A 22,292-nucleotide genomic window follows, 5' to 3' on the forward strand; every position below is an offset into this window, starting at 1 on the left:
ATTGGTCGGAGTGATAGGATTCGAACCTACGACCCCCACGTCCCGAACGTGGTGCGCTACCAGACTGCGCTACACTCCGACGGCCGGCACTGGTCCGGCGCCGCGAGCTATAGCGAGCCCGGTCGCACCCTGCAAGCGATCGTTCGGCCCATGCCGACGGCTCGGGACGAGCGCATCGGCTCATGGCAGGGTCTCGGCCCAATCCGCCGGCAGGGTGCGGACTGTGCAGAGCGCATCGGGGGCTTCGATGGCAACGGCGCCGATATAGCCCGGTGCCGGGTCGAGGTGATGCAGGCTCCAGCCATGGGCACGCGCCGCATCGCCCGCGATGGCGACGAGGCCGGCCGGCACGGGCGGGACGGTCACCGAGAAGCGATCGAGCGGGACCGACAGACCGACGCCGGCCGCCTTCACGAAGGCTTCCTTGCGCGTCCAGCAAGCCAGGAAGGCATGAAGCAGGGACGACGGGTCGCAGCGTTCGAGGGCGGCGACTTCGTCCGGCGCAAAGTGATTGCGGGCCATGCGCAACGCATCCGGCAGGGAACGGATCGTCTCGATATCGACGCCGATCCGCGCCCTCGCCGAGAGCCCGATCAGCGCGCGCTCACCCGAATGCGAGAGGTTGATCTCGAGGCACCCGCGCCACGGCCCCGCCAGTTCCGGCTTGCCGGCCGGTCCAGGCGAGAAGACCAGCGCCCTGGGATCGGCGTCGAGGGCGCGCCCGAGGACGTGCCTCACCGCAGCGTGGCTGACGACGTAGCGATCCCGGTCAGCCCGCCTGAGGAAGCGGGTCGCCCGAGCCTGTTCGGCGGCGGACAGCACCGCGAGGCACTCTTGCTTCCGGTCGTCCGCGATCGCGAGATCGACCACCCAAACGTCAGTCGATGTCGTGGGCGTCATGGCCGGGGAGGGTGGGGATCGGACGGAGAGGGGATCACTGTCGGCCATGGCGTGCGCCTGATAGGTCCTGTGCCATGCAAGGCCCCGCCAACCTTCCGTCGAACCGCCCTTGGCCGCCGAATCTTCGCGAGCGTCGCTGGCGTTATGCCACCTTCTTCTCGACCTATCTCTATCAAGGCCTCATCGCCGGCTTCTCGCTGACGGCCCTCGCCAACGCCCATGTCGCGCGTGGCGCCGATGCGGGCGAGATCGGGCTTCACGCTGCCCTCGCCGGCCTGCCCTGGACGTTCCAGCCGCTCCTTTGGGGACCGCTGGTCGATCGGGCCGGCCACGGACGCCGACGCATCTGGGGCGCTTCGGCGATCGCCGCCGGTCATGTCTGCCTCGCAGGGTTGTTCCTCGCGCCGGGCCTCGAAGCTCTCGCTCTCGTCGGAGGCGTGTTCTTCCTGCACAGCCTGTTCGCTTCGCTGCTCGATACCGTCAGCGACCGCCTGATCATGGACCATGTCCCGGCAAGCGAACTCGGCCGCATGAGCGCCTGCACGCGGATCGGGTTCGTCACCGGAGCGAGCGTCGGAGGTGCCCTCTTCGCCTCTACCCTGGCGGCCTGGGACTTCCGCCACAGCGTCCTCCTCCTGCTCGGCCTCAGCCTCGCGGCCGCCCTGCTGCCGCTTCTGGTTCGTGAGAGCCCCGGCGATCCGTTGCTCCGTCCGCAAGCTGGAGCGAGTCGGATCGCCGGCCCGGTCTCGCCATCCTTCGGGCGTTTCCTCAAACGTCTCTCAATCGGATTGCGGCGTCCTGCCGCGCTGCGCCTGCTGCTTCTGTGCTTCGGGCTGGATTTCGCCTTCGCGCTGTTCGAGGTCGGGTTCACCGTCGACCTCATCCGCCGGCAAGGTTGGGACCCGCTCGAACTCTCGCGGGTTCAGGCCGTGTTGACCCTGGTCAGCGGCACGGCGGGCGCGCTCGCCATCGGGTTCTGGTCCGATCGGGCAGGGGCGCTTCCAGCGTTGCGACTGCTCCTCTTTGCCGTCGCGGCGACCTTCGCGGTCGCCGTCGCGCTGACCGCGACGGAGGCCTCGTTCGCCGCGGGCGCCGCGATCCTGGGGTTGACGACGGTGATGCCGAGCCTCGTTATCGTGGCGCTCGTCCCAGCTCTCATGCAGGCGAGCGGCCGGCGCATCGGCGCAGCCACCGAATTCGAGACCTACATGGCCGCACTGAACCTTGGTTCCGTCGCCGGAGCAGCGCTCTCGGGACCGGTTCTGGCTCTCACATCCCCGGTCGTGGCACTCTTGCTGGTCGTCCTCGTCTGCCTCGCCGGCGCTCGGCTCGCGAGTTGCCCCTCGTCGATCTTGCGGCACCGTCCAGCCTGAAGCTGCGCACGGTCAGTCAGCTCGTGACCCCCGGCGGATGCGAGGGTGGAGATCGGGCTGGCCGAAAGGTTGATCTTCCCGCCCAGCCAGCCTCACGACGTCAGGCGTAGACGTTACCGCCCGATTGCGGGAAGCGCTCCGCCAGAGCCCGGCGGAGCTTCTCCAAGGCGCGGTTCTCGATCTGGCGCACTCTCTCCTTCGAAATCCCAAGGCGCTGACCCAGCGCCTCAAGGGTCGCCTGATCCTCCGCCAAGCGACGCTCGCGCAGGATCCGTAGCTCTCGCTCGGACAGGACCGCCAGGGCTTCGTTGAGCCAGGTCAGGCGCCGTTCGCCGTCGACGGAGGCCGAGACCGTCTCGTCCGGCAGCTCGGCGCCGTCGACCAGGAAGTCCATCCGCTCGGACGAGGCCTCGCTGTCGTCACCGATCGGGGCATTGAGCGACATGTCCGGCCCCGACAGGCGGGCATCCATGAGCGCCACGTCCTCACGTGACACGCCGATGGCGGTGGCGATGCGCCGGTGGATCTCGTCGCCGACGTGCTCTTCGGTGGATTGCATGAGCTTGGCGCGCAGACGGCGCAGGTTGAAGAACAAGGCCTTCTGGGCCGAGCTCGTGCCGCCGCGAACGATCGACCAATTGCGCAGGATGTAATCCTGGATCGACGCCCTGATCCACCACGTCGCATAGGTCGAGAACCGGACTTCGCGCTCTGGCTCGAAACGGGCCGCCGCTTCCATAAGACCGACATGTCCCTCCTGGACAAGGTCAGCCATCGGCAGTCCGTAATGCCGGAACCGACCAGCAATGGCGATGACGAGCCGCATATGCGCCGAGATCAAGCGATGCAGGGCTCGTTCGTTGCGGCTGTCCTTCCAGGCGACCGCAAGACCACGTTCCTCGTCACGCGCGAGGAAGGGCGCCTCCATGGCGGTGCGTATGAACTGCCGACGTATCCCTGCAATATCCGCCATCCCCGCCTCCGCCTCTTTCGATCGAGCGCTTGTGCCGCAATGGCTACGTGCCGATCGTCGGACGCGCCGGCCGCAAAACCTTTGTCAGGTATCGGACAACGGAACCGATAAGACAGAGTTCCGGGTTTGAGCGGAGCAGGGCATGATGACGCGGTGCACAGCAAAAAGCCCGACGCTGGCGCGCCGGGCTTCGAATTCATCAGACGATGGGAGCGACGATCAAGCCGCCTCTTCCTGAATGTCATCGCCCTCGGGCTCGACATCGCCCTTGGCGCGACGCGGCGACTTCGCGAGGCTCTGCTCGATCAGCTTGAGCGCTTCGGTCTCGGTGATGCGGTTCACCGCAGAGATCTCGCGCACGATCCGGTCCAGAGCGGCTTCGTAGAGCTGACGCTCGCTGTAGGATTGCTCGGGCTGAGCCTCCGAACGGAACAGGTCGCGGACGACCTCGGTCACCGACAGCAGATCGCCGGAATTGATCTTGGCCTCGTATTCCTGGGCGCGACGCGACCACATCGTGCGCTTGATCCGGGCGCGACCGGTGAGGACGTCGAGGGCCTTCTTGACGAGCTCGGGCTCGGCGAGCTTGCGCATGCCGACGCTGTTGGCCTTGGCGGTAGGGACGCGCAGGACCATCTTGTCCTTCTCGAAGGAGACCACGAACAGCTCGAGCTTGTAGCCAGCGATCTCCTGCTCCTCGATCGCCGTGATTCGACCGACGCCATGGGCGGGGTACACGACCGCTTCTCCCGTCTTGAAGCCTTGGCGGCCAGCCGTCGTCTTCTTAGCTGTGGTCATGCGAGAAGCGCCTCCAGAACATCGCGCGGGGTCAGGTCCGCGCTGCAACGTGTCGCCCGGGGTGGGTCACCCGGTTGAAACCCCTGTCCGCCGATGCCGCGCCAATGAGCGCGTCAACCTCCGGTCCCCAGGCTCGCCGCGGATCGATGACCATGAGTGAGTGACCGCGAAAGACAGGGCATGTCTCACACGGTCGATCGCATGCAGACCCGTTTTCTCAAGCGAACTGAGAACCACCAGCGGCGGGCAGGGAAAGCACGTCAGGTGCGAACGACGGCAGACGCCATACGTACCACAAACGGCGAGACGAATCAAAGGATTGCCGGCACAGGCTCAACGCCGCTCAGCCTTTCGCGGCGGTTTCTGCACGGTTATCGCGCACGCTCTCCCGTTCCGCGAGGGAGCCACCGACCGAACTTCGCCGATCGTGCCTGAGGTTCCGGAAGCATCGCCGGCAGGCCGACTCGCCCGGCTCCCGGGCGACGCCGAGGACCGCGTCTCAGTCGCCGGTACCGGGATTCGGCGAGAAGTGCGCCTCGAACTTGCCAGCGACGCCGTCCCATTCCTTGGCGTCGCCGGGCGCATCCTTTTTCTGGGTGATGTTGGGCCAGCTCTTGGCGTAGTCGGCGTTGACCTTGAGCCATGTCTCGAGGCTCGGCTCGGTGTCGGGCTTGATCGCCTCGGCGGGGCATTCCGGCTCGCAGACGCCGCAATCGATGCATTCGTCGGGATGGATGACGAGCATGTTGTCACCCTCGTAGAAGCAGTCGACCGGACAGACCTCGACGCAGTCCATGTACTTGCACTTGATGCAGTTCTCGGTGACGACGTAGGTCATTGAGCCTTCGGTCCTCGATCCGGCGGTCCGGAGCCCTGCAGGTCGCACGGGACTTGGTCGCGCAATGGTGCGCCCGCATTCTGGCGCGGCGGTTAATCCTGCCGCCGACGCGCCCTTGGGATCCACTGTCTGCAGCAGGCAGGGCTCTAGACCCTGCCAAACCGCGTGACAAGCGCCGAACCGTCACGCTGCCGAACGTGCTGCATACCTGTGGCAACGGGCCATCATCAGGCCTCGCCTTGTTCCGGCTCCCCGGCCGAAAGGTCGGCATAGAGGAGGCGTGCCTCCGGCGCGGGACCTCGACGTTCTCCCAGATCGAGAACCCGCAGGATGGCCGTGGCGTGAGGTGCCGCCACGGTGAGGATATCGCCGCAGGCGATCGCCTTGGCGGCGTTGTCGATACGCACCCCGTTCACGCGGACGAAGCCGTCGGTGACGAGGCGCGCCGCAAGGCCGCGCGACTTGGCGAAGCGCGCGTACCAGAGCCACTTGTCGAGCCTCTGCCTGTCCGCCTTCATCGCGCTCCGTGGGCGCCTGAGCGCATCAACGCTTGCTGCCGTCCCCGGCTTCGAGCTGCGCCTTCAGGGCCGCGAGCTTGGCAAAGGGAGAGTCCGGATCCGGTGCCCGCTCGCGACGCGGCGGACGGGTCTCCTCACGGGGCATCGCGTTGCGTGGCTCGTCGCGACGCTCGGGACGATTGCGACCAGGCTCGAAACGCTCGCGACGCGGGGGACGACCACCCTCCGGCCGGTCCTGCCCGGGTCCGGCCCGGCCGGGGCCGTCGCCGGATCGGTCGCGCCGGCCCTCCGGGGCTCCGGCCGCCGCCGGGCGACGGTCCTGCTGACCGCGATCGTCCTGGCGACCTCCGGGACCGGGGCCGCGATGACCCGAAGGCGCGTCACGTCCGCCGCCGCGCGGACGGTTCTGGCGCGGATTGGCGTTGCGAGGCTGGCGCTGGAGCCGCCAGACTTCCGTCGTGACGGCCTCGGCGACCGGTGCGTCCTCCGTCACAGGCTCCGCGAGGAGGGATTCCTCGGACCCGGCCTGTGCGGGGGCATCGTCCACCGCGGGCTGTTCCGCATCATCGGCCAGGGCAGCCGCATCCGCGACGGGTTCGACCGGCTCGGGCTCGCCGGCTGGCGCGTGCGTCGTGGGCTCAGCGGCGGGTTCGTCGGTCGACGTCGAAGCGGCAGGCTCTTCGGTCACAGCTTCCGGGGCGACGTCCTCGGCGACGGACGCCGTCTCTTCGGGGAGAACTGAATCGACGGTCGAGCCCGGCGCAACCTCGCCGTCGCCCGGGTCCATGGCCGGCGCTTCGGCCCCGGCAGTCTCCGGGCTGGCGGCGTCCGGCACATCGGTCGCCGCGTTGCCGCTTTCCGCGGCTGACGCGGGTTCGGTTCCGTCCGTCGTCTCCGACAGCGTATCGGTCGGCGCCGTGGCGGGAGCGATCGGCTTCGTGGCAGCAGCCGGGATCAGCGCGACCGTGATCGCGGCGCCGGGCCGCGTCTCCGGTGCGTAGCCGAGGGATTTCAGGATGGAGGCGAAATCCTCGCCCGAGCAGCCGACCAGGGAGGTCATGCCGACGGTCGGCACGAAGGCGTCGTCGTCAGCGGCACCGGCGGGCGCGTCCCCGGCGGTGGTGCCCGGCCGGTAGGCGATGGCGGGGCGGATCAGATCGGCGAGGCGTTCGAGGATATCAACGCGCACGGCCCGTTCGCCGCAGACGCGGAAACCGGCGGCCCGGTACAGGCCCTTGGCGATCTCGGGATCGACCTTGATCGAGGTGCGGCCGGAGCCGGCCAGATGGGCGATCTCGTCGAGGCCGCGCTGGTCGAGACCGCCATTCTTGAGGGCCCAGAGCTGAGCCGCCAGGGTCCGGGGTGCCGGCTTCAGGAGAGTGGGCAGGAAGATGTGGTAGGCGCCGAAGCGAACCCCATGGCGGCGCAACGCCCCGCGGCCGTCCTGGTCGAGGCTGCGCATCTCGTGCATCACCCGGGACCGCTCCAGCACGCCTAGCGCCTCGACGACCTGATAGCCGATGCCCTTGGCGAGCCCGACGAGGTCGGCGGCGGTCTCGATCTCCATCAAGGGCCCGAGCAGGCGCACGATGTAGGCCTTGAGCCAGGCGGTGAGGCGCGCCTCGACCTTGTCGCGGGCCGGCCCCGTGAGCTGCTCGTCGGCGACGAGCCGGACCTGCGGCTCGAACAGCTTGTCCCCCGGAGCGAGCTTCGCCACCGGATCGCCGGTCCAGCGGATCACGCCGTCATGCGACAGCACGATGACGGAATCGGCCGCCGCGGCGAAGCGTTCAGCCCTCGCCTCGATCTCGCCCGCCAGCGCCTTCTCGGCAGCGCTGCGCAGGGTCTTGGCCTCGTGGCCCTCCGCGCCGGGGTCCGGGACGAACCGGAATCCGTGGAGGTGGCCGACATGCTGCCCCTCGACGGTGACGTCGCCGCCGGCGGTGATCTCAGCTTCCAACATCGTATTCTCTCTGAGGCGCCGCATCAGGACGCTGGTGCGCCGATCGACGAAACGGCTCGCGAGGCGTTCGTGCAGGGCGTCGGACAGCCTGTCCTCTACCCGACGCGTCTCGCCCTGCCAATGCAGCGGATCGCGAAGCCAGTCGGGCCGGTTCGCCACGAAGGTCCAGGTCCGCCCTTGGGCGATCCTTTGCGACAACGCGTCGATGTCGCCATCGATGCGGTCGATCATCGCCACGTGCTTGGCGAACCAATCGTCGGGGATGCGCCCCGCCATCCCCCTCATGAGGAAGCGGTAGAGCTGTGCCACGAGGTCGGCATGGGTCTGGGGATGGACCTTGCGGTAGTCGGGCACGCCGCAGGTGTCCCACAACCGCTGGACTGAGGCCCGGCCCTGCGCGAGGTCGCGGATGTCGTCCTCGCGCATCAGGATCTCGAGGGCCGACTGGTCCTCGCCCATCGGGGCGCGTGTCAGGCCCTTCTCATGCGGATGCTCGTCGAGGCTGTCCTGCAGGGCCTTCAACGACCCGAACTCAAGGTCGGGATTGCGCCATTGCACGACGCGAAGCGGCTCGAAGCTATGGCTCTCCAGGGCCTCGACCATCTCGGGCTCGAAGGCGGGGCACCGCCCCGTCGACCCGAAGGTGCCGTCTGACAGGTGGCGCCCGGCGCGGCCCGCGATCTGGCCCATCTCGGGGGGCGTCAGCTTGCGAAAGCGCGTGCCGTCATATTTCCAATTGGCCGCGAAGGCGACATGGTCGACGTCGAGGTTCAGGCCCATGCCGACCGCGTCGGTGGCGACGAGATAATCGACCTCGCCGGACTGGTAGAGCTCGACCTGGCTGTTGCGGGTGCGTGGCGAGAGCGCGCCGAGCACCACCGCCGCGCCGCCGCGCTGGCGCCGGATCAACTCGGCGATCGCGTAGACCTCCTCGGCCGAGAACGCGACGATCGCCGTGCGCCGGGGCAGGCGACCGATCTTCTTGTCGCCGGCGAAGGTCAGGTTCGAGAGGCGCGGTCGCGTCGTCGTGACGACCCCGGGGATCAGCGACTGGACCAGCGGCAGCATGGTCGAGGAGCCGATCAGCAGGGTCTCCTCGCGGCCGCGCTGGTGCAGAAGGCGGTCGGTGAAGACGTGGCCGCGGTCCATGTCGGCGGCGAGCTGGATCTCGTCGATGGCGACGTAGGCGAGATCGAGGTCGCGCGGCATCGCCTCGATGGTGCAGATCCAGTAGCGCGGCCGGTCCGGCTTGATCTTCTCCTCGCCCGTCACGAGGGCGACCTTGTCGGCGCCGACCTTGGCCACGACGCGCAGGTAGACCTCCCGCGCCAGTAGCCGCAGGGGCAGGCCGATCATGCCGGTGGGGTGGGCCAGCATCCGCTCGATGGCCAGATGCGTCTTGCCGGTATTGGTCGGCCCGAGCACCGCCGTGACGCCGCGCGAGCGGGCCTGCGGGGGGAGGGAACGGCGAGTCATCGTGGGGGCGCGGTCCCTTCGGCGGCGGTCCCTTCGGCGAAAGAGGCCGTCGGCGCGTGGGCAAGTCGCGCGAGAGGATGAAAGTCGGTCGCCCGGGTGTGAGGCGGCTAAGGCCGTGGCCGGCGCCTGTCGCCACCATATGGGGCGCGACCGTCCTCGGCGCCAACTCTTCCGCCGTCTGTCGCACCATCGCGCGACGAATCGCCGAGCCCGGGCACGCCGTAGATCTCGATCCGGGTCGAATCCCGACGCTGCGGCGCAAGGTCGGCGCACAGAGTATCGGGCACCGTGGTGATCGGCCCGCGGCGCGGCGGACCCCCCTCGATAACCTTCGCGGACGAATAGGCGTCTCCGCCGCAGGAGGTCCCTGAATCCAGCGTCTCGGCCGAGGCCGGGCCGGCGAGGAAGATCGATACGAGGGCGAGGCGGTACATCATGACGAGGCTTACCGGCCGTCGAGGCTCGCCACCGCGCTGGTACCCGGCGTGGCGGAGGCCGTCGTGCCGCCGCTGCGCTGCCAGCGCGTGGCTTCGATGATGTTGGTGCCGATGGTGGTGCGCACCGCGATGCGGACTGGAAGGAGCACGCGCGTTCCGTCGACGGGGGCCAGCCACACCGACATCTCGCGGTTGTCCTCCATGAACTTCACGCCGGGCCGATCGGGCTTGTGGCCGGCGATGGGCTGGTAGCGGGCGTTGCAGACGAGGACGGGGCCGGCATAGCCGGGTTTCTCGACGTTGCGGGTCTCGCCGTAGCTCAGGACCACGTTGAAGCGGGTCGCGCCGTCGAAGACCGGCAGGGTGCGGTTGCAGTTCTCCGGGTCGGTGAGCGCGCCCTTGCCGATCGCCGGCATCATCAGGGCGCTGGCGGGGTCGATCACGCCGCGCCGGTTGGCCGCGGTGATCGGCACGCGGTCGCCGAGATCGATCAGCGGCGGCGTGATCTCGGCCTGGGTGACGTTGCCGCCGGCCAGCGCCATCCGCACGGCGATGCCGGCATTGGAGGTCTTGGTGGCGATGGCAAAGGTGCTCGGCCGCGGCGCATTCGCGATGAGGCCGCTGGCGCGGGCCAAGCCCATGCCGCCCGTGACGGCTCCGACGAGCCCGGTGAGGCGGGCCGACACATCCATGCGGTAGCGGCTGCCCTCGAAGGAGCCGGAGACCTGGGCCGTCCCGATCGGGATGCCGGCGAGGTTGAGGCCGTAATCGACGGTGACGACGGCCGGGCTCGCCTTGGGACGCGCGTCGGCGGGTGCAGCGGCGATGACGGTCGATGCGAGAGCGGAGAGGAACAGGCGCATGGCGCACATCAGCTTGAGAAACTCGGGTTCTCGCGGGGCCGCGCGACGTCATGGATGACGCTGTTCGGGCCGACACGACCCGACGCCGACATGGTCGCCTCGGGATGGTTAACACATCGTTCGGCCATCCCGCCACGGCCGAGATCGCTGCATGGCCGTCTTGACGGACACCCACCCCAGACCCTATAGGCTCGCCCCTTCAATCAAAGCGCCGGTCGATCGGGTCGGGCGTGCGTGATGCTTCGGTCGCGGTGCGGGAGAAGCGTCCCGCCGGGCCGGTCGGAGCGCGAAACGAAACGGGATTCTTGATCATGTCGCGCCGTTGCGAACTCACGGGCAAAGCCGTGCAGACCGGCCACCTCGTGAGCCACTCGAACCGCAAGACCAAGTGCCGGTTCCTGCCGAACCTGTGCCAGGTCACCTTGCAATCGGACGCTCTCAAGCGCCGGGTGCGCCTGCGCGTCACCGCCCACGCCCTGCGCTCGGTAGAGCATCGCGGCGGCCTCGATGCCTTCCTGATCAAGGCCCGCGAGATCGAGCTGTCGCAGACCGCGCGCCTGCTCAAGCGCGAACTGCACAAGAAGCTGTCCGAGACCGAGACCCCGGTCGCCGCCTGAACCGGCCTCAGGGGCGTCGGTTTCGCGCCCATCGTAGTCGGTTTCGTGATCGCATCCTGACCGGCCGTCGCATGCCTTGAGGCGTGCGGCGGCCGTTCCTGTTGGCACAAGGTGCGCAGCGGCGGATGAACGCCCTCTCCCTCATCGCCCCGATCTTCGGCCTGATCCTGATCGGCTGGGGTGCTGCGCTCGCAGGCTTGCTGTCCGAGAAGGTCAGCGAGGGGCTGTCGGAATACGTGTTCGCGATCGCGGTGCCGGCCCTCATCATCGCGACGCTGACCCGACCGGGACTGACAGGCGCGATCACCCCATCGTTCTGGTTCAGCTATTTCGGCGGTGCCGCCATCGCCTGGGCCGCGGGCTCGATGATCGGCGCGCGGCGCGAGGGTGTCGAGCGCCGCGGCGCCATCCTGCACGGCTTTGCGGCGAGCCAGTCCAACACCGTCTTCATCGGCGTGCCGATGATCCTCCAGGCCTATGGCGACGCGGGCGCTTTCCCGCTCTTCATGCTGCTCGCCGTCCACCTGCCGCTGATGATGGGCTGCGCGACCTTCCTGATTGAATCGGACGGTGACCAGACCCTGCTCCGCCGTCTGCGAAGCCTCGGACTCGTGCTCGCGCGCAACCCGATCTTCGTGTCGCTGATGGTTGGGCTCGCGATGAAATTCGTTGGGGTCGCGCCGACCGGGATGGTCAAATCGCTGGTCGATTCGCTGGCGGCCACCGCCTCGACCTGCGCGCTGATCGCGCTGGGGGCCGGGCTGACGCGCTACCGCGTGCTCCACGACCTGCCCGGCGCCCTGGTGATCTCGGGCCTCAAGCTCGTCCTGCACCCGTTGGCGGTGTGGGTGCTGGCCTTCCAGGTCTTCACGATGCCTCCGGCCTATGCCGGCGTGGCGGTGCTGTTCGCCGCGATGCCGGTCGGCATCAACTCCTACCTTCTCGCCGTCCGCTACCGCAGCGAGACCGGCCTCATTGCGGCCGCCGTCATGGCCTCGACCCTACTCTCCATGCTGACCACGCTGGTATGGCTGATGATCCTCGGGGTCGCCTGAAACCGGTCAGCGGCGACCGCCGGCCCGCCTCGGCTCGCGGCCGGTGCCGTTCGCATCCTCCTCGAACAGCTCGGCGAGCTTCTCCGTCATCGCGCCGCCGAGATCCTCGGCATCGATGATCGTGACGGCGCGACGATAGTACCGCGTCACGTCGTGGCCGATGCCGATGGCGAGCAGTTCCACCGGCGAACGGGTCTCGATGTCCTCGATCATCCAGCGCAGGTGCCGTTCGAGGTAGTTGCCCGGGTTCACCGACAGGGTCGAATCGTCCACCGGCGCGCCGTCGGAGATCACCATCAGGATCTTGCGCTGCTCGGTGCGCGCGAGCAGGCGCTTGTGCGCCCAGTCCAGCGCCTCGCCGTCGATATTCTCCTTGAGCAGGCCCTCGCGCATCATGAGGCCGAGGTTCTTGCGCGCACGACGCCAGGGAGCGTCGGCCGACTTGTAGACGATGTGGCGCAGGTCGTTGAGGCGGCCCGGTGCGTTCGGCTTGCCCGCCGAGAGCCACGCCTCGCGTGACTGCCCACCCTTCCAGGCCCGGGTGGTGAACCCCAGGATCTCGACCTTGACGCCGCAGCGCTCCAACGTGCGCGCCAGGATGTCGGCGCAGGTCGCCGCCACCGTGATCGGGCGCCCGCGCATGGAGCCGGAATTGTCCATGAGCAGCGTGACGACCGTATCGCGAAAATTCGTGTCCTTCTCCTGTTTGAAGGAGAGCGGCTGGAACGGGTCGGTGACGACGCGCACGAGGCGTGCGGGGTCGAGCTGGCCCTCTTCGAGGTCGAAGTCCCAGGCTCGGTTCTGCTGAGCGAGGAGCCGGCGCTGCAGACGGTTGGCCAAGCGCCCGACGACGCCCTGGAGATGGGCGAGCTGCTTGTCGAGGTAGCTGCGCAGGCGCGCCAGTTCCTCGCCGTCGCAGAGGTCCTCGGCGTGGATGATCTCGTCGAAACGCGGGTTGAAGACCTTGTAGTCCGGCCCGCGCGCCTCGTTGGACTTCGAGGTCGGTGGACGCCACGCCTCCGAGGCTTCCTCCGATTCCGCGTCCTCGGCCTCGTCGGGCAACTCGCCCGAAGGCGCGTCGGCGGATTCGGTCGCACCCTCCTGGAGGTCGTCGGAGGCCTCTTCCGAAGAATCCATCTCGGCCTTGTCGCCCTCGGACTTCTCCTCGGCATCGCCGTCGCTGGGCTGCTGCTCGTCGTCCTGCGACTCGTTCTCGTCCTCGTTGTCGTCGTCCTCGGGATCGAGCGGAGACTCGTCGGTCAAATCGAGCGAGGACAGAAGCTCGCGCACCGAGCGGGCGAAGGTCCGCTGGTTCTCGATCGCGCCCATCAGCCCGTCGAGGTCCTTGCCGGCGCGGTCCTCGATATGCGAGCGCCACAGGTCGACGATCTTGGCGGCCGCCTGCGGCGGTGGCTCGCCGGTCAGGCGTTCGCGCACCATGAGGGCGACCGCGTCCTCCATCGGGGCGTCGGCCCGGTCGGTGATGTCCTCGTATTTGCCGCCGCGATGGTAGCGGTCCTCCAGCATCGCCGAGATGTTGCTGGCCACGCCCGACATCCGGCGCGAGCCGATCGCCTCGACGCGGGCCTGCTCGACGGCGTCGTAGACCGCGCGGGCCGCGGCGTTCTCGGGCGCCAGACGGCGATGCACGGCGACGTCGTGACAGCCGAGCCGCAGGGCCATGGAATCGGCGTTCCCGCGCAGGATCGCAACGTCGCCGGGCGAGAGCTTTCGCGGGGGCTCGGGCAGACGGGCCTTGTCGCCGGTGAGCGCGGGACGGTCGCTGGCATAGACGACCTCAACCTCGGCGCGCTTGGCGATGGCGCGCAGGCAGCCGGCGACAGAGCGCTTCAGAGGCTCCGAAACGGGTTCGCGGCGGTCGCCGGTCTTGCGATTGGAGATGGTCACAATGGCTATTTCTTCGGCTATTTCTTCACGGAGTCGAAATCGAAGGGGCGATGAAGAATATCATCCCATTCATACGGGCATTCGGGTGGGAACTCATCGACCGGCAGGTGGCATTCATCCGACGCCCAGTCCCTGGCGTTCGGATAAGCAGCGTCGCGCGCTTCATCGAGGCTCGACTGCAGACCGGGGTTTTTCTTCAAGAGTCGCGCATAACGGCGGCGCTGTTCCCGGATCGAGAAGATCCAGCTCGGCGTCCGCTTTTCCGGTTGCTGATCCCATTTCAGCATATGCATGAGAAGCACGCGCAGAGCGCTTTCGAGCTGGCTGTACTGCGCGTTCCCCACGTCGCTTAGTTCCTCGGCGATGTTGTCGAGGTCGAGCGCATCGACAGCTCCGGCGCGGAGCAGGGCGACCTGTTCCTGAACCCACGTGAAGAGGTCGTCCTCGTACCGGGTCGGCGTCACGAGTGCCGGACCCCCGCCGGCAAGCCGCTTATCTTTCAGAACCGGCTCACCCATCGCATCCTCCCGGACCGTCAGCTCAGGGCCACGTTGGCGGCACTTTCCGGCAATTCCTTGCCGAATGCACGCTGGTAGAACTCGGCGACCAGCGTCCGCTCCAGTTCGTCGCACTTGTTGAGGAACGTGACCCGGAAGGCGAAGCCGATATCGGCGAAGATGTCGGCGTTCTCGGCCCAGGTGATCACCGTGCGCGGGCTCATGACGGTGGAGAGGTCACCGTTCATGAAGGCGTTGCGGGTCAGGTCCGCGACGCGGACCATGCGGTTGACGATGTCGCGGCCGCTATCGCGCCGGTAGTGCTGTGCCTTCGACAAGACGATGTCGACCTCGCGGTCATGCGCGAGATAGTTGAGCGTGGTCACGATCGACCAGCGGTCCATCTGACCCTGGTTGATCTGCTGGGTGCCGTGATAGAGGCCCGACGTGTCGCCGAGGCCCACCGTGTTGGCGGTGGCGAACAGGCGGAAGGCCGGATGGGGGCGGATGACCCGCTTCTGATCGAGGAGCGTCAGGCGGCCCGAGACCTCGAGGACCCGCTGGATCACGAACATCACGTCGGGCCGGCCGGCATCGTACTCGTCGAACACGAGGGCGACGTTGTTCTGAAGGGCCCAGGGCAGGATGCCGTCCTGGAAGGCGGTGATCTGCTTGCCGTCCTTCACGACGATCGCGTCCTTGCCGACGAGGTCGATGCGCGAGACGTGGCTGTCGAGGTTGATCCGGATGCAAGGCCAGTTCAGGCGGGCGGCGACCTGCTCGATATGGGTCGACTTGCCGGTACCGTGATACCCCGTGACCATGACGCGGCGGTTGCGCGCGAAGCCCGCCAGGATCGCCAGGGTGGTCTCCCGGTCGAAGAGGTAATCGGGGTCGAGGTCGGGCACATGCTCGTCGGTCTGCGAGAAGGCCGGGACCCTAAGGTCGCTATCGATGCCGAACGCGTCGCGGACCGAGACGGTCCGGTCGGGGAGCGAGGCGGGCGTGTCGTCAGAGAGCATACGTGACCTCGTCGGGGCGGGGGTCGCCATCAGGCTCGGCCCTCGCGGAATGTGTCTCGGGCGGGACACCGCATTCGCGTCTCGGCGATGCGGCGCAGTGCTTCCCTTAATGGCCGTCGGCACCAGACGCCAAGTCGGGGCACGCGGGAAGCAAGGCCATCATATAGGGTCCGCTTCGCGGTTTACCGCATCGACCGCATGGAAAACGGCGATCCGCATACCTGCATCGATCGTGCCGCGTGGGCGGACTCAGCAGAGGCCCGCTGCGCGAAGCGTATCGTGCGCCCGGATGATGTCGCGCAGCCGTTCCTCGAAGGAGCGATCGCCACCGTTGGCGTCAGGGTGGAAGCGCTTCACCAGCACCTTGTACTGGGCCTTGATCGCCGCGGATTCGGCGCCTTCCTCCAGGCCGAGGACATCGAGGGCGCGCAGCACCTTGGCGGAATGGCGGGGCCGCATCGGTTCGGGAGCGGCGCGCCGCGCGGTGCCGCCAACACCCTCGGTGCGCAGGATGCCGAGCGGATCGACATAGGCCCAATCACGCTCCGCCTGCGGAGCGTCCGCCTTCGCGGCGCGGGTCGCCGGATTGACGCCCATGGCCCAGGTCGGCCGGTGCCCGATCACCGCGTCCTTCTGAAAGGCCTGGACCGCGGCGTCGTTCATGCCGTCGAAGTAGTTGTAGGTCGCGTTGTAGGCGCGCACGTGGTCCATGCAGAAGCGCCAGTATTGGCCTTCGGCCTTGCGTCCCTTGGGGGCGCGGTAGAGCCCGGGGTTCTCGCAGCCTGGCGTTTCGCACGAGGCTCCGACAGCCGTCTTCGGCTCGTCGCAGGTCGGTTTGATGCGGATGCGGTCGAACAGGCGCGAGTTGAGATCCATGACAGTGCGATTATGAGGGGGTGGCACCGAGACACAAGTGCGGCGGGCCTGATGACGCATGCCGACATCGGGGGTTGACGCGCACAAGCCCATGGCGGGCAAGGGAAGAGGCGGCGATGAGCGAGACCGAAACGCTGAAGGACTTCATCACGCGGACGCTGGAAACGTCCCTCGCGCCGATCAGCCTCGACGTCGTCGACGAGTCTCACCTCCATGCCGGCCATGGCGGCTGGCGAGAGGAGGGCGAGACCCACTTCAGACTTGATGTGGTCTCCGCGGCCTTCGAGGGGAAGACCCGGGTGGAGCGTCATCGCGTCGTGAACGGTCTCCTGGAGCCCGCCTTCCAGCGCGGGCTGCACGCGCTTGCCGTGCGTGCCCGCACGCCGTCCGACGCAGCCTGAACGAGGCTCGGAGGGGTGCCTGTGGTCCTGCAATGCACCCCATCGATCGCCATCGATGAGGGGGAACTCGAGGAGAGCTTCGTGCGCTCGTCCGGCCCAGGCGGACAGAACGTCAACAAACTCTCGACGGCCGTCCAGCTTAGGTTCGACGTCCGGCGCTCGGCGTCGTTGCCGGACGCCGTCGCGGTCCGGCTGATGAGGCTCGCCGGACGCCGCCTCACGAGCGAGGGCGTCATCGTCATCAACGCGCAGCGCTTCCGCACGCAGGACCGCAACCGCGCCGATGCCCGCGAGCGTCTGGCCGAACTCGTCGCCGAGGCGGCGGTGCCGCCCACCCCGCGCCGCGCGACCCGCCCGACCCTCGCCTCGAAGAAGCGGCGCCTCGACGACAAATCGCATCGGAGCGCGACCAAGCGCCTCCGTGGCGATGCGGGTCCCGACTAGCGGCCGACGATCAACGACCCTGGGCGCTCGGTGCCGCATGGATCTCGACGTCGTAGCCGACACCGGACGCGGTGGCGCCCACGGCCGGCGCGCTCGCCGGCGCATCCGGGGCCGGCGCGGCCTCGCTGGTGACGTAGGCGCTGCCGGGCTTGGCCAGAGTCAGGAAGAGGGCGATTACCGCGAGCACGCCCGCCAGCGCGGCGGGGGCAAGGAAGGCGTCCTCGCCATAGCGGTTCTGCAGGAGACCGCCGACGACCGCTCCGGTGCTCAAGGCGCCCCAGAGCGGCGCCTGGATCCAGAACGAGGGCGCGGGCTTGTGCAGGATGAGATTGGCGAGGCCCGTCCCGAAGCGCACGACGGCGCCGGTCACGTAGGTCAGTGCCAGGCTTCGCCCCGCCTCGTCCTGAAGGGTGGCGTTCTGGAGGCCGAGCGCAAGGACGATCGGATAGGCATGGAGCGGCCACGCGAAGGTTCCGTACGGCACGACGAGGCCGCCGGCGAGCAGGAGCGCCTGCAGCAGCAGCAGGACCGGCAGCCGCCATTGCCCGACCCAGGCAGCCAGCAGCGTCCCGGCGAAGGCGCCGAAGCAGAAGACGAGGATCACCGAGGCGACGCGGGCCGTGCTCTCCCAATCGGCCTGGCTGACCGAGACACCGAACCGCGTGGTGTTCCCGCTCATGAACGACATGAAGAGCTGGGAGTATTCGAGGAAGCCGATCGAATCCGCACAACCCGCCAGGCCCGACAGCGCCAGTGCGAGGGGAACACGTGTGGCCGCGCTTGCGGGAAAAGACTTGCTCGTCGGGTCGGCCATCTCGGATTCCTTGGATCGCATCGCAGCGCGCGCCGAGTATCCGGGCGTCGCCGGTCGGTGCGGTCGCGATCGGTCTTGTGCTGCGGGTGAATGTGCCGTGGCTCGCGCCCTAGCGTTGCACGCGGCGACCGCTAATGGTTCTCCGCGTGGGTTCGATCCCTGCGGACGCTCGAAATCGAATACAAAAGGTTTTGACGGGGTTGTCGACGGAACCGGGATTAAAACGCGATCACATCGCTGCTCGTCCGAGCACCATGATCCGTCCCGGAACGTCGACGCCGCGCTCCTTGCGGATGGCGGCCGGTGCATTCGACACGATCCGAAGGCCCGCTCCGGTGACGGCCGTCAGCAGGTGATCGTCGCCATGCGCGTATCGGCCGTCCTCGCCGAGCCGGATGCCGGTCCCGTCATGGGACTGCACCGTGAAGGCGCAGATCCCGCCGGGCCTGAGGGCCGCGGCGATCCCGGCGAGGATCGGCCCAAGTCCGGGCAGGTAGATGAAGACGTCTGCGGCCACGACGAGATCGGCCTGCCCGGCCGGCTCCGTCGTCAGGAACGTTCGCAGGTCGTCGACCACCAGTCGCCGATAGCAGTGCCCACGCGCCGCCAGCGCCAGCATCTCCGGCGAGAGATCCACGCCGGTGAGATGCCCGACCCGTCCCGCCAGCGCTTCGCCCATCAGACCGGTGCCGCAGCCGAGATCGAGCCCGGTCTCGAAATGGGCGGTCGGACCCGCTGCCTCGCCGAGGGCGGCCATCAGCATCGCGGGTCCGCGGTACTGGAGATCGCCGACGAGATGGCGATCGAAGCGTTGGGCGTAGCCGTCGAACAGCGCGCGGATATAGGCCGGCGACAGCGCCTCGAGCACGCAGCCATCCCCCATCCGGGCGAGGTGGATGCGTGCGCCGAGGCGGTCCTCCGGGTCGATGTCGAGGGCGTTGGCGTAGGCACGAAGGACGGACTGAAAGGCGGCCTCGTCTCCGCTTCCGCGGGTCCGGGCCTCCCGCGCTCGCCCGAGCAGGAACCAGGCGGGGGCGAAGAGCGGCGCAAGCTCAAGCGCCTGCTCGGCCATCTCGCAGGCGCCATGGGCATCGCCCTCCGACAGGCAGGCCTCGGCATAGGCGTAGCGGCGGTCGGCGAGGAGATCGCCGGAGGTGTGCTGAGCGGACATGGAGGGCGAGTCGCCGGGGTTCTGGGTTGCGGGCTCCGCCCTACATAGGCGCCATCATGATCTCGAGCGCCAGCGATCTCCTCACCCTGACCCGCGAGGGCCTGTATTGCCCCCTCGGCGACTTCCATATCGACCCGACATGGCCGGTGCCGCGGGCGCTGATCACCCACGGCCATGCCGACCACGCCCGCTCCGGCCACGGCCGGGTCATGGCGACGCCCGAGACCCTGCGCATCATGGCGGTGCGCTACGGCGAAGCCTTCTGCGAGGCGCGCCAGGAGGCGAGGCTCGGCGAGGCCATCCGGATCGGCGACGTCACCGTGCGCTTCGCGCCGGCCGGGCACGTGCTCGGCTCGGCCCAGATCGCGGTGGAGAAGGACGGCATGCGGGTCGTCGTCTCGGGCGACTACAAGCGCGCTCCGGACCCGACCTGCCTGCCCTTCGAAGTCGTGCCCTGCGACGTCTTCATCACCGAGGCGACCTTCGGCCTGCCGGTGTTCCGCATGCCGGATACGGGCGACGAGGTGAGGAAGCTCCTCGATTCCGTCGCCCTGTTCCCCGAGCGCGCCCACATCGTCGGCGCCTACGCGCTCGGCAAGGCGCAGCGGGTGATGGCCCTGCTGCGCCAGGCCGGCTACGACCGGCCGGTCTACCTGCACGGCGCCATGGAGAAGCTGACGGAGCTCTATAAGCGCGAAGGCATCCCGCTCGGGGAGACGCCGAAGGTCGTGGCCGCGGAGCGCGCGAGCCTGCACGGCGCCATCGTGCTGTGCCCTCCTTCCTCGATTCAGGACGTCTGGTCGCGAAAATTTCCTGACCCGGTGACCTCCTTCGCCTCCGGCTGGATGCGGGTGCGCGCCCGCGCCCGCCAGAAGGGCGTAGAGCTGCCGCTGGTGATCTCGGATCACGCCGACTGGCCGGACCTCTGCCGCACCATCACAGAGACCGGGGCCGGCGAGGTCTGGGTCACACATGGGCAGGAGGATGCTCTGGTCCACTGGTGCGGGACGCAAGGGATCAAGGCGCGGCCGCTGCACATGCTGGGCTACGGCGACGACGGCGAAGTCGAGACCGCTGCGGAGGCGGCGGCATGAACGACTTCGCCCACCTCCTCGACCGCCTCGCCTACGAGCCCCGCCGCAACGCCAAGCTGCGCCTGCTGCAGGATTATTTCCGCCACGCCCCCGACCCGGAGCGGGGCTGGGCGCTGGCCGCCATGACCGGCGGGCTGACCTTCCGCGAGGCCAAGGCCGGGATGATACGCGGGCTGGTGGAGGCGAGGATCGATCCGGTGCTGTTCGCGCTGTCGCACAACTATGTGGGAGATCTGGCGGAGACGACGGCTCTGATCTGGCCGGGGCCGACGCAGAACCCTCTCCCCTCTGCGGGGGGAGGGCACCGCCCACCCCATATCGGCCACAACAATCCGCCCCCCCACATCCCCACCCTCGCCGAGGTGGTGGACACCCTCGCCACCACGAAGAAATCCGAGCTCCCCGGCCACATCGCCGGCTGGCTCGACGCCCTCGACGAGACCGGCCGCTGGGCGCTCCTCAAGCTCATCACCGGAGCGCTCCGCGTCGGCGTCTCGGCGCGGCTCGCCAAGACCGCAATCGGAGCCCTCGGCGGACACGAGGCCGATGCCGTCGAGGAGGTCTGGCATGGGCTGTCGCCGCCCTACGAGTCCCTGTTCGCCTGGGTCGAGGGGAGGGCGGAGCGCCCCGAGACCCTGAACCCCGCGCCGTTCCGGCCACCGATGCTGTCGCATCCGATCGAGGAAGAGACGGATTTCGACCGGCTCGATGCGCGGGATTTCTCCGGCGAATGGAAGTGGGACGGCATCCGCGTCCAGCTCGTGGGCGGGCGGGACCGCGAGGGCGTGCAGGTCGCCCGCATCTATTCCCGCACCGGCGAGGACATCTCGCACGCCTTCCCGGATCTCGCCGAGGCCATCACCTTCACCGGCACCCTCGACGGCGAGCTGCTGATCCTGCGCGAGAACCGCGTGCAGAGCTTCAACGTCCTGCAGCAGCGCCTCAACCGCAAGGCGGTGACGGCCAAGCTGCTGGAGGAGTTCCCGGCGCATGTGCGCGCCTACGACCTCCTCACGGCGGACGGTGAGGACCTGCGGCCGCTGCCCTTCGCGGAGCGACGGGCGCGGCTCGAGGCTTTCGTCGCCGCCCTCGACCATGCCCGGATCGACCTCTCGCCGCTGGTCGCTTTCGAAACCTGGGAGGAGCTGGCTGCGAGCAGGGCCGATCCCGCCTCGGTGGGGGCGGGGGAGGATGCCGACGCAATCGAGGGCGTGATGCTGAAGCTGCGCAGCTCTCCCTACCTGCCGGGGCGCCCCAAAGGCCCGTGGTGGAAGTGGAAGCGGGAGCCCCACATCGTCGATGCGGTGATGATGTACGCCCAGCGCGGCCACGGGAAGCGCTCGTCCTTCTACTCGGACTACACCTTCGGCTGCTGGCGCGAGGCTCCCGAGGGTGTCGAGGAGCTGGTGCCGGTGGGCAAGGCCTATCACGGCTTCACCGACGCCGAATTGTTGAAGCTCGACCGCTACGTGCGCAACAACACGGTGAAGCGGTTCGGGCCGGTGCGGGAGGTCGCCTACGGGCCGGAGGCGGGACTCGTGCTCGAGATCGCCTTCGAGGGTGTTCAGCGCTCGACGCGGCACAAGTCGGGTGTCGCCATGCGCTTCCCCCGCGTCAGCCGCATCCGCTGGGACAAGCCGGCGGCCGAGGCCGACCGGATCGATGTCCTGGAGCGCATCCTCGCGCGGGGCGAGCGCGAGATCGCGCCGGGTCACGCCATCGCGGAGGCCGGTGAATGACGCGTGCGGGCAAGATCGGTGCGATCGAGGGATTTCAGGCGGGCGAGGTCCGCCGGCAGGCCGGCGCGACGGTCGTCGTCTCGACGCCGGGACCGGGTTTTACCGAGATCACCGACACCGTGGCCGAGTTCGTGGGGGCCAGCGGAGTGGCGAACGGCCTCGTCACGGTGTTCTGCCGCCACACCTCGGCCTCGCTGACGATCCAGGAGAACGCCGATCCCGACGTCCGCACCGACCTGTCGACTGCGTTGGACAGCCTGGCCCCGCGCCACGGCGCCTATGTCCACGGGATCGAGGAACCGTACCGATTACACAAACCGATAGCGTACACCCATTCGGCCGAAGGCCCTGACGATATGCCCGGCCACATCCGCACAATGCTAACGGATTCGAGCCTGTCGATCCCGGTGGTTGGTGGACGGCTCGCTCTGGGTACGTGGCAGGGAATCTACCTAATCGAACACCGGGATCGACCGCATCGGCGCGAGATCGTGCTGCACGCGGTCGGTGCGTAG

The 22,292-nt window shown here is 68.4% G+C and carries 21 protein-coding genes and 1 tRNA gene; 8 read left to right on the forward strand and 14 right to left on the reverse strand.

Annotated features, from left to right (window positions below; genetic code table 11):
- Positions 1-2: 2 nt before the first annotated feature.
- Positions 3-79 (reverse strand) — tRNA-Pro (locus ACFE7U_RS11860).
- Between the two features lie 101 nt (positions 80-180).
- The gene (locus ACFE7U_RS11865; RefSeq protein ID WP_375409931.1) at positions 181-822 is read right to left on the reverse strand and encodes a 4'-phosphopantetheinyl transferase family protein; all 642 of its coding nucleotides are present in this window, start codon (positions 820-822) and stop codon (positions 181-183) included.
- Between the two features lie 152 nt (positions 823-974).
- Here ACFE7U_RS11865 and ACFE7U_RS11870 point away from each other — a divergent pair, with 152 nt between their 5' ends.
- Positions 975-2,273, forward strand: a complete 1,299-nt coding sequence (locus tag ACFE7U_RS11870) for an MFS transporter (RefSeq protein ID WP_375409932.1) — start codon at positions 975-977, stop codon at positions 2,271-2,273.
- Between the two features lie 100 nt (positions 2,274-2,373).
- Here ACFE7U_RS11870 and ACFE7U_RS11875 read toward each other — a convergent pair whose 3' ends face one another.
- From ACFE7U_RS11875 to ACFE7U_RS11900, 6 genes are all read right to left on the reverse strand, one after another.
- Positions 2,374-3,246, reverse strand: coding sequence for an RNA polymerase factor sigma-32 (locus ACFE7U_RS11875; RefSeq protein WP_375409933.1), 873 nt, complete (start codon positions 3,244-3,246; stop codon positions 2,374-2,376).
- Positions 3,247-3,465: 219 nt separating this feature from the next.
- Complete coding sequence (locus tag ACFE7U_RS11880; protein WP_375409934.1) at positions 3,466-4,044, reverse strand: CarD family transcriptional regulator; 579 nt, start codon at positions 4,042-4,044, stop codon at positions 3,466-3,468.
- A 499-nt stretch (positions 4,045-4,543) separates the two neighbouring features.
- A complete protein-coding gene (fdxA, locus tag ACFE7U_RS11885; RefSeq protein ID WP_375409935.1) occupies positions 4,544-4,882 on the reverse strand; it encodes a ferredoxin FdxA in 339 nt (112 codons plus the stop codon).
- Between the two features lie 227 nt (positions 4,883-5,109).
- The gene (locus ACFE7U_RS11890) at positions 5,110-5,400 is read right to left on the reverse strand and encodes an RNA-binding S4 domain-containing protein (protein ID WP_375409936.1); all 291 of its coding nucleotides are present in this window, start codon (positions 5,398-5,400) and stop codon (positions 5,110-5,112) included.
- 25 nt (positions 5,401-5,425) lie between these two features.
- Positions 5,426-8,839: a helicase-related protein gene (locus ACFE7U_RS11895; RefSeq protein ID WP_375409937.1), complete on the reverse strand. Its 3,414-nt coding sequence runs from the start codon at positions 8,837-8,839 to the stop codon at positions 5,426-5,428.
- Positions 8,840-9,284: 445 nt separating this feature from the next.
- The gene (locus ACFE7U_RS11900; RefSeq protein WP_375409938.1) at positions 9,285-10,148 is read right to left on the reverse strand and encodes a DUF3108 domain-containing protein; all 864 of its coding nucleotides are present in this window, start codon (positions 10,146-10,148) and stop codon (positions 9,285-9,287) included.
- Between the two features lie 302 nt (positions 10,149-10,450).
- On the opposite strand from ACFE7U_RS11900, the gene rpmB reads away from it, so the two are divergent.
- Together rpmB and ACFE7U_RS11910 are read left to right on the forward strand one after the other, a co-directional pair.
- A complete protein-coding gene (gene rpmB / locus ACFE7U_RS11905) occupies positions 10,451-10,756 on the forward strand; it encodes a 50S ribosomal protein L28 (RefSeq protein WP_375409939.1) in 306 nt (101 codons plus the stop codon).
- A gap of 125 nt (positions 10,757-10,881) precedes the next feature.
- On the forward strand, positions 10,882-11,811 hold the full coding sequence (locus ACFE7U_RS11910) for an AEC family transporter (protein ID WP_375409940.1): 930 nt from the start codon (positions 10,882-10,884) through the stop codon (positions 11,809-11,811).
- Positions 11,812-11,817: 6 nt separating this feature from the next.
- Here the strand turns inward: ACFE7U_RS11910 and cobT are convergent, their stop codons facing one another.
- The 4 genes from cobT to ACFE7U_RS11930 all read right to left on the reverse strand — a co-directional run bounded on the left by cobT (position 11,818) and on the right by ACFE7U_RS11930 (position 16,114).
- A complete protein-coding gene (cobT, locus tag ACFE7U_RS11915; protein WP_375409941.1) occupies positions 11,818-13,719 on the reverse strand; it encodes a cobaltochelatase subunit CobT in 1,902 nt (633 codons plus the stop codon).
- 17 nt (positions 13,720-13,736) lie between these two features.
- Positions 13,737-14,237, reverse strand: coding sequence for a DUF29 domain-containing protein (locus ACFE7U_RS11920; RefSeq protein WP_375409942.1), 501 nt, complete (start codon positions 14,235-14,237; stop codon positions 13,737-13,739).
- A gap of 17 nt (positions 14,238-14,254) precedes the next feature.
- Positions 14,255-15,238, reverse strand: a complete 984-nt coding sequence (gene cobS, locus ACFE7U_RS11925) for a cobaltochelatase subunit CobS (RefSeq protein ID WP_375409943.1) — start codon at positions 15,236-15,238, stop codon at positions 14,255-14,257.
- Between the two features lie 249 nt (positions 15,239-15,487).
- A complete protein-coding gene (locus ACFE7U_RS11930; protein ID WP_375409944.1) occupies positions 15,488-16,114 on the reverse strand; it encodes a J domain-containing protein in 627 nt (208 codons plus the stop codon).
- A gap of 116 nt (positions 16,115-16,230) precedes the next feature.
- Here ACFE7U_RS11930 and ACFE7U_RS11935 point away from each other — a divergent pair, with 116 nt between their 5' ends.
- Positions 16,231-16,515 (forward strand): BolA family protein, encoded by a 285-nt coding sequence (locus ACFE7U_RS11935; RefSeq protein WP_375409945.1) that lies wholly within the window; start codon positions 16,231-16,233, stop codon positions 16,513-16,515.
- A 21-nt stretch (positions 16,516-16,536) separates the two neighbouring features.
- The gene (gene arfB, locus ACFE7U_RS11940; RefSeq protein WP_375409951.1) at positions 16,537-16,959 is read left to right on the forward strand and encodes an alternative ribosome rescue aminoacyl-tRNA hydrolase ArfB; all 423 of its coding nucleotides are present in this window, start codon (positions 16,537-16,539) and stop codon (positions 16,957-16,959) included.
- Between the two features lie 10 nt (positions 16,960-16,969).
- Here arfB and ACFE7U_RS11945 read toward each other — a convergent pair whose 3' ends face one another.
- Positions 16,970-17,773: a YoaK family protein gene (locus ACFE7U_RS11945; RefSeq protein ID WP_375409946.1), complete on the reverse strand. Its 804-nt coding sequence runs from the start codon at positions 17,771-17,773 to the stop codon at positions 16,970-16,972.
- Positions 17,774-18,002: 229 nt separating this feature from the next.
- Positions 18,003-18,944 carry a methyltransferase domain-containing protein gene (locus ACFE7U_RS11950; protein WP_375409947.1) on the reverse strand — a complete coding sequence of 314 codons (942 nt, stop codon included), beginning with the start codon at positions 18,942-18,944 and terminating at the stop codon, positions 18,003-18,005.
- 56 nt (positions 18,945-19,000) lie between these two features.
- On the opposite strand from ACFE7U_RS11950, the gene ACFE7U_RS11955 reads away from it, so the two are divergent.
- Genes ACFE7U_RS11955 through ACFE7U_RS11965 form a run of 3 tightly spaced genes read left to right on the forward strand, consistent with a single transcriptional unit; the run spans position 19,001 to position 22,292 of the window.
- Positions 19,001-20,038, forward strand: coding sequence for a ligase-associated DNA damage response exonuclease (locus tag ACFE7U_RS11955; RefSeq protein WP_375409948.1), 1,038 nt, complete (start codon positions 19,001-19,003; stop codon positions 20,036-20,038).
- The gene (locus ACFE7U_RS11960) at positions 20,035-21,777 is read left to right on the forward strand and encodes a cisplatin damage response ATP-dependent DNA ligase (RefSeq protein ID WP_375409949.1); all 1,743 of its coding nucleotides are present in this window, start codon (positions 20,035-20,037) and stop codon (positions 21,775-21,777) included. The genes ACFE7U_RS11955 and ACFE7U_RS11960 overlap by 4 nt, the downstream gene beginning before the upstream one ends.
- A complete protein-coding gene (locus ACFE7U_RS11965; protein ID WP_375409950.1) occupies positions 21,774-22,292 on the forward strand; it encodes a secondary thiamine-phosphate synthase enzyme YjbQ in 519 nt (172 codons plus the stop codon). Before ACFE7U_RS11960 ends, ACFE7U_RS11965 begins: the two co-directional genes overlap by 4 nt.

It is taken from the genome of uncultured Methylobacterium sp., from assembly GCF_964251405.1.
In the GTDB taxonomy this organism is placed as follows: Bacteria; Pseudomonadota; Alphaproteobacteria; order Rhizobiales; family Beijerinckiaceae; genus Methylobacterium.